12 protein-coding genes are annotated in these 12,641 nt (G+C 66.0%); 9 read left to right on the top strand and 3 right to left on the bottom strand.

Features of this window, described 5'->3' with window-relative positions; translation table 11 throughout:
• Positions 1–11 precede the first annotated feature (11 nt).
• Genes EV641_RS01980 through EV641_RS01965 form a run of 4 tightly spaced genes read left to right on the top strand, consistent with a single transcriptional unit; the run spans position 12 to position 3,980 of the window.
• Positions 12–947 carry an ABC transporter permease gene (locus tag EV641_RS01980; RefSeq protein ID WP_241996747.1) on the top strand — a complete coding sequence of 312 codons (936 nt, stop codon included), beginning with the start codon at positions 12–14 and terminating at the stop codon, positions 945–947.
• Positions 944–1,870 carry an ABC transporter permease gene (locus tag EV641_RS01975; RefSeq protein WP_054712547.1) on the top strand — a complete coding sequence of 309 codons (927 nt, stop codon included), beginning with the start codon at positions 944–946 and terminating at the stop codon, positions 1,868–1,870. Before EV641_RS01980 ends, EV641_RS01975 begins: the two co-directional genes overlap by 4 nt.
• Positions 1,867–2,985, top strand: a complete 1,119-nt coding sequence (locus tag EV641_RS01970; RefSeq protein WP_132470497.1) for an ABC transporter ATP-binding protein — start codon at positions 1,867–1,869, stop codon at positions 2,983–2,985. The genes EV641_RS01975 and EV641_RS01970 overlap by 4 nt, the downstream gene beginning before the upstream one ends.
• Positions 2,985–3,980: an oligopeptide/dipeptide ABC transporter ATP-binding protein gene (locus EV641_RS01965; protein WP_132470494.1), complete on the top strand. Its 996-nt coding sequence runs from the start codon at positions 2,985–2,987 to the stop codon at positions 3,978–3,980. The genes EV641_RS01970 and EV641_RS01965 overlap by 1 nt, the downstream gene beginning before the upstream one ends.
• Before the next feature lie 15 nt (positions 3,981–3,995).
• Here EV641_RS01965 and EV641_RS01960 read toward each other — a convergent pair whose 3' ends face one another.
• The gene (locus EV641_RS01960; protein ID WP_241996746.1) at positions 3,996–4,772 is read right to left on the bottom strand and encodes an SDR family oxidoreductase; all 777 of its coding nucleotides are present in this window, start codon (positions 4,770–4,772) and stop codon (positions 3,996–3,998) included.
• Between the two features lie 91 nt (positions 4,773–4,863).
• A complete protein-coding gene (locus EV641_RS01955; RefSeq protein WP_199233100.1) occupies positions 4,864–6,375 on the bottom strand; it encodes a class I adenylate-forming enzyme family protein in 1,512 nt (503 codons plus the stop codon).
• Between the two features lie 106 nt (positions 6,376–6,481).
• Between EV641_RS01955 and EV641_RS01950 the strand changes: the two genes are divergently transcribed.
• From EV641_RS01950 to EV641_RS01940, 3 genes are read left to right on the top strand one after another with little or no spacing between them, the layout of a single operon-like run.
• Positions 6,482–7,684: a CoA transferase gene (locus EV641_RS01950; protein ID WP_132470491.1), complete on the top strand. Its 1,203-nt coding sequence runs from the start codon at positions 6,482–6,484 to the stop codon at positions 7,682–7,684.
• A complete protein-coding gene (locus tag EV641_RS01945) occupies positions 7,681–8,949 on the top strand; it encodes an acetyl-CoA hydrolase/transferase C-terminal domain-containing protein (RefSeq protein WP_132470489.1) in 1,269 nt (422 codons plus the stop codon). The genes EV641_RS01950 and EV641_RS01945 overlap by 4 nt, the downstream gene beginning before the upstream one ends.
• Position 8,950: 1 nt before the next feature.
• Positions 8,951–9,718, top strand: coding sequence for an enoyl-CoA hydratase-related protein (locus EV641_RS01940; protein WP_132470486.1), 768 nt, complete (start codon positions 8,951–8,953; stop codon positions 9,716–9,718).
• A gap of 114 nt (positions 9,719–9,832) precedes the next feature.
• Here the strand turns inward: EV641_RS01940 and EV641_RS01935 are convergent, their stop codons facing one another.
• Entirely contained in the window at positions 9,833–10,078 is a 246-nt protein-coding gene (locus EV641_RS01935) for a DUF2631 domain-containing protein (RefSeq protein WP_132470483.1), read from the bottom strand.
• 155 nt (positions 10,079–10,233) lie between these two features.
• On the opposite strand from EV641_RS01935, the gene dxr reads away from it, so the two are divergent.
• Together dxr and EV641_RS01925 are read left to right on the top strand one after the other, a co-directional pair.
• Complete coding sequence (gene dxr, locus EV641_RS01930) at positions 10,234–11,388, top strand: 1-deoxy-D-xylulose-5-phosphate reductoisomerase (RefSeq protein ID WP_241996745.1); 1,155 nt, start codon at positions 10,234–10,236, stop codon at positions 11,386–11,388.
• 15 nt (positions 11,389–11,403) lie between these two features.
• On the top strand, positions 11,404–12,621 hold the full coding sequence (locus tag EV641_RS01925) for a site-2 protease family protein (protein ID WP_132470477.1): 1,218 nt from the start codon (positions 11,404–11,406) through the stop codon (positions 12,619–12,621).
• Positions 12,622–12,641 lie beyond the last annotated feature (20 nt).

The following is a 12,641-nucleotide window of genomic DNA, read 5'->3' as shown; positions in this document are numbered from 1 at the left end:
GGCGAAGCGCGGTGTCCGTCGGGAACTTTCTCCTGCTGGTCTGGATGGTCAGCGCGGCGGTGTTCCTGCTTCTGGAGTTGATTCCCGGCGACCCCGTCGACGCACTGGTGCCACCGGGTGCGTCCGACGAGATGCGCGAGCTCGCCCGCGAGAGTTACGGACTGTCCGACCCGCTCGTGCAGCGATACTTCTCGTGGATCGGCGGAGTTCTCCAAGGCGACTTCGGACGCTCCTTCACCACACAGACGCCGGTACTGACCTCGATCGCCGAACGAGCACCGGTATCTCTGGAACTCGCGATCCTGTCGATGCTGGTAGCGCTCGCGATTTCGCTACCCGTCGGTATCTGGTCGGCATACCGGCCCGGCGGCCGCGTCGACAGGATTGCGACAGCGCTGACGTCGGCGACACTCGCCATACCGTCGTTCGCGCTGGGAGTCCTGCTCGTCTTCGTGTTCGGCGTGCTGCTCGGGTGGCTTCCGACCCTCGGTTGGACACCCTTCTCCGAGGACCCTATCGAGCACATCCGGTACCTCATACTGCCCGTCATGACCTTGGCGGCGGGTGAATGCGTTCTGTTCACCCGCCTGCTCAAAGGCGACATGATGGCGACGCTCCAGCAGGATCACGTGCTCTCGGCGCGGGCACGCGGGCTGCCCACCTGGCGCATCCTGACCGGGCATTCGCTGCGGCAATCCTCGTTCTCCCTGATCACCGTGTCCGGGGTGGTGATCGGCCGGCTCATCGGCGGAACAGTCATCGTCGAACTGATCTTCTCGATACCGGGCATGGGCACGCTGGTCGTCAATTCCATCCTGTCGCGCGACTTCATCGTCGTGCAGGCCGTGGTTCTGCTCAGCGCGTTGCTCTACCTGCTGATCAATACCGCCGTCGACGTCGCCTACCCGTGGCTCGACCCGCGCGTGCGGAAAGTGAGTGGAACGTGACAGATCTCGTCGGGAAGGACAGTCACATCGGAGCACCCGAGCCGGGGACCGCGATCGGTGCGACCACCAGCGCGGTGCCGGTTGCTGCGCCCTCGTCTCGCCGACGCCGAGGTCGGCGACGCGAGTACGGTGCGTTGCTCGGTGCTGTCTGGATCGGACTCGTCGTCCTCGCGGCCCTGACCGCGCAGTGGTTGCCTCTACCCGACCCCAACGAGATCACCGACGAGTTCAGCGCGACTCCTGGATGGGGAGCGCACCCGCTCGGGACCGACTCGTTGGGTCGCGACACCCTCTCGCGATGCATCTACGGCGCGCGGGTGTCGATGACGGTGGCCATCGTCGGTACGACCGTGGCGATGATCATCGGAGTCACTGCCGGGATGGTTGCCGGATACGTCGGAGGCTTTCTGGACCGGGCGATCTCACTGGTCATCAACTTCCTGCTCTCGTTCCCGGCACTGATCTTCCTCATCGCACTGGTGGCCGCACTCGGTCCGAGTCTGTCGACACTGGTGCTCGGCCTAGCACTGCTCGGTATCCCCAACTTCGCGCGTGTCGCGCGGGCCAACACGATCGCCTTCTCGGAACGTGAATTCGTCACGGCGGCGAAGGCGCTCGGAGCGGGAACGTGGCGGGTACTCACTCGGGAACTGCTCGCCAACGTGATGTTGCCTGTCATGTCGCTCGCGCTCGTGGTGATGGCGACGCTCGTCGTCGCGGAAGGCAGTTTGAGCTTTCTCGGACTGGGTGTTCCCCCACCCACGCCGAGTTGGGGCGGGATGCTCGCGGCCGGACGCGAATCCCTGAGGGAATACCCCCATCTCGTACTCATTCCCATGCTGTTCTTCTTTCTCACCGTGTACTCGTTCAACAAACTCGGGGACTGGGTGCGTGGCCGGGTCGGGAAGGAGTCGTCCGTATGAGTGGTGTCGAGAGTCTCGAGAAGGAGTCCGAGGGGTCGGAGGCTACGCAGCGGGCGTCACTGCTGGAGGTGCGTGATCTGCGGGTGTGGTTCGATACGCCACGCGGCCTGGTCCGTGCGGTCGACGGCGTCGATCTGAATGTCGATGCCGGACGGACACTCGGCATCGTCGGCGAATCAGGCTCGGGAAAGTCTGTGCTGTCCCGGGCGATCATGAAGATTCTCGCGCCCAGTGCTCAGGTGCATCCGGCCAGTGAGATCCGCTTCAACGGTGTGGATCTGGCGACCGTGTCGCCGAAGAAGAACAAGCACCTGTGGGGAGTCGATCTGTCGATGGTGTTCCAGGACCCGATGACCTCCCTCACTCCGGTCATGACGATCGGGCGGCAACTCACCGAAACCCTCCGATTCCACCTCGACCTCGATCGGGCGCAGGCCAAGGCCGAAGCGATCCGATTGCTGACGTTGGTGGGGATACCCGAACCCGAAAGCCGGTTCGCTCAGCATCCGCACCACCTGTCCGGTGGCATGCGGCAACGCGTCACGATCGCGCTGGCGATCGCGTGCTCGCCGAAGCTGCTGATCGCCGATGAACCGACCACGGCCCTCGATGTCACGGTGCAGCAGCAGATCCTCGATTTTCTCCAAGACCTGCAACAGAAATCGAAGATGGGAATGATCCTGATCACCCACGACCTCGGTGTCGTGGCGGGGCGTGCCGACTCGATCGCCGTCATGTACGCGGGCAGGGTCGTGGAAGCAGGGCCGACGCGTCAACTGTTCGCGCACATGCGACATCCGTACACTCGGGCTCTGATCGATGCGATTCCGCGGCTTGCCCACCCGAGCCGCACCTACCTGCCTTCGATTCCGGGGCGTCCTCCCACGATCATCGATCCTCCGCGGGGATGCAGTTTCGCGCCGCGATGCCCCTCGGCGCAATCACGATGCCTGATCGAATCGCCGGTGCTCGTTGCCTCACCCGATTCGCGCGCACATTCCGCGGCGTGCTTCTTTCCTCTCGGGACCGCGGCGGGGGAGAGCGCCCGTGCAACGAACGTCGCCGCGGGTATCACCGCGGCGGGCACACTCGTCGACTCGAGGGACGTGAACTGATGGCGGGCAGTGGAGTGGCGCACCTGCGCGCCGATGACGACGTGGTGCTGAGCGTGCGGAACCTCACGGTGGAGTACGCCGGACAGGGGAGAGAGCGGGTTTTCGCCGTATCCGATGTGAGCCTGGACGCCAAGCGGGGAGAAACCATCGGTCTGGTCGGCGAATCGGGATGCGGAAAGTCGAGTGTCGCCAAGGCGATCATGCAGCTACCTGCGCCCACGTCGGGATCTGTGGTCGTCGACGGATCGGACATCGTCGGGCTCCGCGCATCCGCATTGCGCGGACACCGGCGGAAACTGCAAATGATCTTCCAGGACCCGATTTCCTCCTTGAATCCGCTGCGCAAGGTCAAGGACATCATTGCGGAGGGGTTGAGGATCCAGGGAGACGTGAGCAAGCCCGACGTCGACAAGCGAACCAGAGACATGATCGAACGGGTCGGGCTAGACCCCGCAACCGCCCCGGATCGCCGACCTCACGAGTTCTCCGGTGGCCAGTGCCAGCGGATCTCGATCGCCCGCGCGATGATCCTGGACCCGGAGATCGTGATCTGCGACGAACCCGTGTCGGCTCTCGACGTCTCGGTACAGGCGCAGATCATCAACCTGCTCGCAGAGATGAAACAGCGCTACCGACTCACCATGGTGTTCATCGCGCACGATCTGGCGGTGGTGAAGAACGTGAGCGACCGCGTGGTCGTCATGTATCTCGGAAAAGTCTGTGAGGTCGCTGGTTCCGACGACCTGTTCACATCCCCCGTGCATCCCTATACTCGTGCGCTGATCGACTCGATTCCCGATCCGGATCCCGACGCGCAGTTGCCGTCGGCCGTCCTGAGCGGCGACCTGCCGTCGCCGTTGAATCCACCGAGCGGATGTCGGTTCCGCACCAGGTGCCCGGCCGCACAGGCGCGGTGTGCGGCCGAGGAACCGGAGATTCGTGAGCTGCGACCGGGACATTTCGCGGCATGCCACTTCCCCGTCGGAGTCGAGTGAGGAGCCCCGGCTCGGCTATCGCGCCGTCCAGCCGCCGTCGACAACGACGGTCTGGCCCGTGACATAGCTTCCCGAGTCGCCGGCCAGCCATACGACGGCACCGACGATGTCGTCGGGGGTGCCCTCTTTCGGGAGCGGGGTGTTGCGGCGCAGGTACTCGGTCGCGCGTTCGCTCTCGTAGAGGGGGCCCGTGATCTCGCTGCGGAAGAACCCCGGCGCAATCGTGTTGACGCGGATCGAATGCCGTGCCCACTGCACGGCCAGTTCCGAGGTGAGGCCCGACAGTCCGAGTTTGCTTGCCGCATAGGAAGCCTGGGGGATTCCGGGGACGCCCACGCGGCCACTGATCGACGAGATGTTGATGATCGCGCCTCGACCGACGGTGCGCATGTGCGGGAACACGTCCTGGGCGAGTTGGAACGGCGCGAGCAGGTTGAGGTCCATGGTGCGCCGGATCGCGTCGAGCGGCTCGTCCTCGGCTCGCTCTTCGGTGAACATGCTGCCCGCACCGTTGACGAGGATCTCCGGTGGGCCTAGCAGTTCGGCCACGGCCGGTACGACGATGCCGACCTGATCGAGATCCGACAGGTCGCACGCGACCGCGACGCCCCCGATCCGCTCGGCGAGCTCCTCGAGCCGATCCTTTCGCCGGGCCACCACGGCAACCCTCGCACCGAAGGACGCGAGCGTTTCGGCCACCGTGGCGCCGAGACCCGACGATGCACCGGTCACGATCGCAACCCGGCCTTCGAGGCCGAACATTCGTGCGGCGGTGTCGGGGTTCAGTGCCACAGGGGTCTCCTCGGATTCGAAATGCAGGACGAATTCTTGCAGTGTTGGGCGGCGGTGTCGGCCGATCGTCGGATCGCGCCGGGACTACTCGTCAGGGCACGCCGGAACGACGGTGCGCGTCGATCAGCTCGGGAAGCCCGGCGCGTTGGATCTTGCCCATCGCGTTGACGGGTAGTGCGTCGACCCGCGTCCAGACCTCCGGAACCTTGTACGGTGAGAGCTCGCGTCGGCATAGTTCGGTGAGTGCCTCGAAATCGGGTTGCTCGACCGGGCTTTCGATCACCGCGGCGACCCGTTGCCCGAGCCGGTCGTCGGGGATCGGATATACGGCGACCTTGGTGACGTCCGCGTGGCTGCCGATGACCCGTTCGACCTCGAGCGGGTACACGTTGGCGCCGCCCCGGATGATGACGAGCTTCTTGCGGTCCAGCACCGTCAGCCTGCCGTGCTCGTCGACGGTTCCGATGTCACCGGTGGCAACGGGTCCGGGCTCCGGCGGGCGCACTGCGCCGTCCTCCAGATATCCGAGCATCGGAGTCCACACGTGCGCCCACGGACCGCTGCTCGCCGCGGTCAGCTGCAGCTCACCCAGCTCACCAGGGGGGAGGCGCTGGCCCGCGTCGTCGTAGGCGGCCACATCGAGATGCGGGAGGACCGTTCCGCTCGAGCGCGGCTGCCACTCGACGCCCACCGGATCGATCGACACGACGGTAGGTGCCTCGGTCAGGCCGTAGGTGACGCGGGGATCGAGATGGTGTGCGTCGGCGAATGCACGGCGCAGTTCATCCGGTGTGTCGCTACCGCCACTCCAGACCTCTTCCAGAGAGCCGAGGTCGAGGTCGGGGCGCGCGGCGAGGTCGTAGATCTGAGCGGGGGCTCCGTTCCACACGGTCACCTCACGTGTGGCGATCCATTCGGCGACGCCCTCGAGATCCCGCCGGTTCATGACGACGGCGCATCCGCCGGCCTGCGCGGTGAGCAGAGTGGACAGCACCATGAGGTTGAGGATCGTGAACGGGAAGCTGTCGCCCTTACGTAGATCCGGGCCGTACCCCCGGGTGGCGACGAGGACCGCGCCCGGAAGCAGGAGATTGCGCTGGCTGTGGACCACTGCCTTGGGCTTTCCGGACGTGCCACTCGTGAAGGCGATTCCGGCGGGTGCATCGATGTCGAGGTCGAGCAAGGGCGCATGGTCCCCGCGCGCCAGCAGTTCCGCCCACCTGTCCGGATCCGCACGGCCGGGAGTGCTGAGCTTGCAGTGTTCACCGGCGAGGACAACTTTCGGTGTGCTGAGGTCGTGGAGGTATTGCTGTTCGGCGGCGGGGAGGGCTTCGCCGATGCCGGCCCAGACGGCTCCTATTCGTTGGGTGCCGTGGAAGGCCGCGACGATGTCCAGATCGTTGGGGAGGCATGCCGCGACCCGGTCTCCGGCGCGCACCCCGAGTGACCACAGTGCACCGGCGGCCCGGCGGGCCTGGTCGTCGAGGTCCGAGTACGACCAGGTCCCCGAGGCGGCCTCGACGGCGGGCGCATTCGGGCGCTCCGCGAGCGCGGCATCGAGGACTTTGTCGATCGTTCCCGGGATGGCGTTGTTTTCGTCCACCCACCAGTCATACCACTATCCTTGTAAAGATTCATCTGATAGTTTTGCGCCCACCCGGACGGATGCGCATCCGGGACTTCCGACCCGACGCAGCGAGGTTCGTTCGATGAAACACCCAGGTCCCCTGTCCGGAGTGCGCGTCGTCGATCTGACGGCGATGGTGATGGGTCCCTATTGCACCCAGATCATGGCCGACATGGGAGCCGACGTCGTCAAGATCGAACCGCCTGCCGGCGACAACACCCGATATATCTCGGTCGGGCCTGAGCCGGGAATGGGCGGCGTGTTCGTCAATGTCAACCGGGGCAAACGCAGCGTCGTCCTCGATCTTCGATCCGACGAGGGTGCAGCGGCACTGCGCGAACTCATCGCCGAGGCCGACGTGTTCATCCACTCGATGCGCGCTACCGCGATCGCCCACCTCGGATTCGGATACGACGAGGTGGCGGCCCTGAACCCGTCGATCGTGTACACGAATTGCTATGGGTACGGCCGCGGCGGCCCCGACTCGAATCTCACCGCGTACGACGACACCATCCAGGCCGAATGTGGACTTCCTTCCGTGCAGGAGCAGTTGACGGGCGAATCCGGCTACGTCGGCACCATCATCGCGGACAAGGTGGCCGGACTGACCGCGCTCTACGCCACCATGATGGCGCTGTTCCATCGTGAACGGACGGGGGAGGGCCAAGAGGTCGAGGTCGCCATGTTCGAGACCATGGCGGCCTTCATGCTCGTCGAACACGGCAACGGGGCGATGTTCACGCCGCCGCTGGGACCCGCGGTGTATCCCCGAGTGGTGGCGCCCAACCGGAAGCCGTATCGCACCAAGGACGGTCGGATCGCAGCGCTCGTCTACAACGACAAGCAGTGGAGCGCGTTCGTCGACGCCGTGAAACCGCCTTGGGCCGGCGAACATTTCGCGACGCTCGCTCAGCGAGCCGCACGCATCGACGAGGTCTACCGGCTGCTCGGCGACACGTTCCTCGAACGCACGACACAGGAGTGGCTCGATCTTCTGCGCTCCCATGACATCCCGGCGGCACCCGTCCGAACGCTCGATGAGCTGTTCGAGAACCGACACCTCGAGGAAGTCGGCTTCTTCGAGGAGGTCGAATCGCCTTACGGCACGGTCCGATTCCCCGGGCCCCCTGCCTGGTTCTCGCGCACACCCGGACGCATCTCGGGGCCCGCGCCCAGGCTCGGGGCGCACACCGACGAGATCATCGACGACCTGCGTGTCCCCGCCGCGGTGCGGCACGAGAACACCGCCGCGGTGCGGCTCGAAAACACCGAGCGTGACGCATGAACGTCCTGGCGGCACCCGATATCGATATCCGTGAGTTCCTACGCCCCGGCGACCGCATCGTCATCGGGCAGGCCTGCGGCGAACCCACGACCCTCATAGAAGCCTTGATCGCCCAGGGCAACGACATCGGCGACCTCACTGCGTTCGTCGCGACCAGCTTCTCCGGGATCTTCGGCCCCGAGACGGCAGGCAGCTTCAGGCTGTCGAGCATGGGCGCGATCGGCGCGCTGCGGTCGATGACGAAAGCGCATTGCCTCGACGTCATCCCGTGCCACGTCAGCCAGGTCGGGTCGATGATCGAGGCCGGCATCCTCGGATGTGACGTGGCCTTCGTCCAGGTGAGCGAAGCCGATGCCGACGGGAATCACAGCTACGGGCTCATCAGCGACTACGTGCAGGCCGCGGTGGGCAAGGCCCGTGTCGTGGTCGCGGAAGTCAACGACCAGGTGCCGTTCACACAAGGCCTGATGCTGCCCGCGTCGAGGATCGACTACGCCGTGCACACTTCGCGTCCGCCCGTCGAGGTGCCACCGGCCCGGATCAGCGATATCGACGAGGCGATCGCGCGACATGCCGCCGACTACATCGGCGACGGCTCCGTCATCCAGATGGGAGTCGGCGCGGTCCCCGACGCGCTGTTGCGGTTGCTGTCGGATCGCAAGGACCTCGGCGTCCATTCGGGGATGCTCGGGGACGGCCTCGTCGATCTCGTCGAAGCCGGTGCGGTGACCAACGCGCGCAAGCGAATCGACCAGGGGGTGTCCATCACCGGTGCACTCATCGGGACCCGGCGCCTCTATGATTTCGCGCACGACAACCCGCGGATCAGAATGTGCCCCACCTCGTACACCCACGACGCGGCCGTGCTCGCGCAGTTGGAGCGGCTGGTCACCATCAATTCGGCGATGGAGGTGGATCTGACCGGTCAGGTCAACGCAGAGCAGAGCGGCGCCGCCTATCTCGGGGGGACCGGCGGCCAGGTGGATTTCGTGCGCGCGGGATCGCGGTCGCCGGGAGGTCACGCCATCATGGCCCTGCCCGCGACTGCGAAGGCCGGCACGATCAGCCGGATCACCGCGACGTTGTCGGGCCCGGTCACCACAGCCCGCAGCGATGTCGACGTGATCGTCACGGAGTTCGGCGCGGCGGATCTTCGCGGGCGCTCACTCGCCGAGCGGGCCCGGCGACTGATCGCCGTCGCCCACCACGACTTCAGAGAAGACCTGGCGCGTGACGCCCACACGATCGAGCAGCGAGGTTTCTGAAATGAGCGACGCCGTATTGTTCGATGCCCGCGAGGACGGTATCGCGATCATCACACTCAACCGCCCAGAGGCGCGAAATTGCCTCGCCAAGGATGTCCGCGAGGGCTTGTATGCAGCGTGGGAACGGTTCGAGTCCGACCCTGCGCTGCGCGTCGCGATCCTCACCGGAGCGGGCGACAGGGCGTTCTGCGCCGGCGGCGACCTCAAGGAGATGGTGCAGACCGGGATGAGGGTGCCGCCCCGCGATCTGATCCCTGTGCCGTACGACAACGTCGAGCTGACCAAACCGACCATCGCGGCGGTCAACGGCGCCGCGTTCGCCGGTGGATGGCTCCTTGCCCAGTCCTGCGACCTGGCCGTCGCGAGCGCCACTGCCACATTCGCGGTGACCGAGGTGAAGGTGGGCAGGAGCTCACCGTGGGCGTCGCCCCTGATCCACATGATTCCGCAGCGGATCATGATGGAGATCCTGCTCACCGGCAAACCCATCACGGCCCAGCGCGCCTACGAGATCGGACTCGTCAACCGGATCGCGGAACCACCCGCGTTGCTCGACTCTGCACTCGAATTCGCTCGCGAGATCCTCGCCGGCGCGCCGTTGTCGGTCCGAGCGGCACGGGAGACGGTGATGCTCGCCACGGAGATGGGTCGATCGGCCGCTCTGCAGGCCGCGCGGCACGCGTCCGAGTACTGCTATACCAGCGACGACGCACAGGAAGGACCGAGGGCGTTCGCGGAGCGGCGCGCGCCCGAGTGGTCCGGGCACTGACAGCACGATCGCGGGGGTGAGAGAGGGAACTGTCCCGGAGACGACAACACCCGAGGTGCGCGTTCGTGCACTCTCGGGTGTTCGTGTGCGTCCTTCTCTGACGGATCCGCGGATCTACCGGGGCTTGCGGCGCCTGACGATGTCGCGAACCAGAAGGAAGACGATCGCGGCCGCGAAGCCGATCAGGTACAGGTTCTCGACCCAGCCGCTGTGGTTGCCGATCATCATCAGCAGCAGGAACACTGCGAAGATCCAACCCAGGGCGCGGAACAGCCGCGGAGCTTCACCGCTCCATCCCCACTCGGCCGACGGCACTTCCGCCGTAGAGACGTGAGTGGGCTGCAACTCGGTACCGGCCACCGTTGTTCCTCCTGCTCGCCAAATGCTGGTGTTGCCGCTAATCGTGACATACGACCGCCCGTCGTATGAAGTGGGGGCCGTACTCTGCGCGTCGCATTCGTCCCGGTCCGCCACCGCTCGACGGAACCCTCGGTCGCATCAGCGACAATGTGTGCGTGGCCGACACAGAGACCTTTGACCGCACGCGGGTGCTGCTTCTCGGCAGCACCGGCTCCATCGGAACCCAGGCGCTCGAGGTGATCGCCGCGAACCCCGACAAGTTCGAGGTCGTCGGCCTCGCCGCCGGGGGCGGCAACATCGACCTGCTGCAGGAACAGATCCGCACGACCGGTGTCACCGACATCGCGGTCGCCGATCCGGTCGCGGCATCCCGACTCGACCTCCCCGTTCGGAGCGGCTCCGACTCCGTCACCCGGCTCGTGCAGGAAACCGAAGCGGACGTCGTCCTCAACGCCTTGGTCGGCTCTCTCGGGCTCGAACCCACCCTCGCCGCCCTCGCGACCGGTGCACGACTGGCACTGGCCAACAAGGAGTCGCTGGTCGCAGGTGGGGGATTGGTGACCGCGGCGGCAGCACCCGGGCAGATCGTGCCGGTGGACTCCGAACATTCTGCGCTCGCGCAATGTCTGAGGGGCGGCACCGGCGACGAGGTCGCGCGGCTCGTGCTCACCGCATCGGGCGGACCGTTCCGCGGCTGGACGGCCGCGCAACTCGACTCCGTGACCCCGGAACAGGCGGGCGCGCACCCGACGTGGTCGATGGGACCGATGAACACGCTCAACTCGGCGTCACTCGTCAACAAGGGTCTCGAGCTCATCGAGACCCACCTGCTGTTCGGAATCGACTACGACCGCATCGACGTCACCGTGCACCCGCAGTCGATCGTGCACTCGATGGTCACCTTCGTCGACGGTTCCACCCTTGCGCAGGCGTCGCCACCGTCCATGAAACTGCCGATCGCACTCGCCCTCGGATGGCCCCATCGGGTCTCCGACGCGGCGCCGGCACTCGACTTCGCGACAGCCTCGACATGGCACTTCGAACCCGTCGACAACGATGTATTCCCCGCGATCGAACTCGCGCGTGCGGCCGGGCGGGGCGGCGGATGCCTCACCGCGGTGTACAACGCGGCCAATGAGGTGGCTGCCGAGGCATTCCTCGACGGTGCGCTCTCGTTCCCCCGGATCGTCGGTACTGTGGAGGCGGTGCTCGGCGACGCCGATCAGTGGTCGGCCGAACCCGCTACCGTTGACGATGTGCTCGCTGCCGACAGCTGGGCCCGTGAGCGGGCTCGCACACTCGTCAAGTAGGAGGATCGGCCACACATGCTGTTCGTTTTGGGCGTCGTGCTCTTCGCCCTCGGCATCGCCGTATCCATCGCCTTGCACGAGGCCGGTCATATGTGGACCGCACAGAAGCTCGGCATGAAGGTCCGGCGTTACTACATCGGCTTCGGGCCCCGTGTGTTCTCCTTCCGACGCGGAGAGACCGAGTACGGCCTCAAAGCGATCCCGGCCGGAGGCTTCTGCGACATCGCGGGAATGACCGCGCTCGACGAACTCGAGCCCGACGAACACGACCGCGCGATGTACAAGCAGAAGACATGGAAACGCCTGGTCGTCATGTCCGGCGGCATCGCCATGAACTTCCTGCTCGGCATTGTTCTCATCTACGGGCTGGCGGTGACCGGAGGGCTTCCCAATACCGACAACCGCGCTGTGGTCGGGGCGCTGGACTGCGCAGCGCCGACTCAGGCCGGGCCGCCGGATTACAAGCCGGCCGAGTGCTCGGGAACCGGTCCGGCTCAGCAGGCCGGCATCGAGGTCGGCGATGTGGTCGTGGCGGTCGACGGCACGCCCGTCGAGACCTTCCGTGATCTCGTCACGGAGACGCAGGCACTGGCGGGCACCGCGGACTTCACCGTCGAGCGCGGCGACGAAACCCTGACGTTCCCGGTCGCAATCCAGCAGGTGCAGCGCTGGGTGTACGAGAGCACTGCCCCCGAGGCGGAGCCCGTCTCGCGGGAGGTCGGCGCAATCGGCGTCGGTGGCGAGCCGACCGTCCTCGAATACACCCCGATGTCGGCGGTGCCGGCCACCTTCGAGTTCACCGGTTTTCTCGCGGTGCGCACCGCCGAAGCCTTGGTGTCGTTGCCGAGCAAGGTCGCCGACCTGTGGACTGCGGTGACGGGCGGGGAACGGTCCATCGACACACCCGTGAGTGTCGTCGGCGCCAGTGTCATCGGTGGGCAGTTCGCCGAACGCGGAATCTGGGAGTCGTTCGTGCTGCTGCTCGCGCAGCTGAACTTCTTCCTCGGGGCTTTCAATCTGCTGCCGTTGCTGCCGCTCGACGGCGGGCACATGGCCGTCGCGATCTACGAACGCATCCGCAACTGGTCCCGGAATATGCGCGGACTCCCGGTCGGCGCACCCGTCGACTACATGAAACTGCTGCCACTGACCTATGTCGCAGTGGTCATCGGCGGTGCGTTCATGGTGCTCACTCTCACAGCAGACATCGTCAACCCCATCCAGCTGTTCTGACCTGCGCCGGTAGAATCGCG

The organism is Rhodococcus sp. SMB37, assembly GCF_004345605.1.
Lineage (GTDB): Bacteria > Actinomycetota > Actinomycetes > Mycobacteriales > Mycobacteriaceae > Rhodococcus.
The sequence above is the reverse complement of the archived record's forward strand: the minus strand, read 5'-3'. Positions and strand labels throughout refer to the sequence as shown.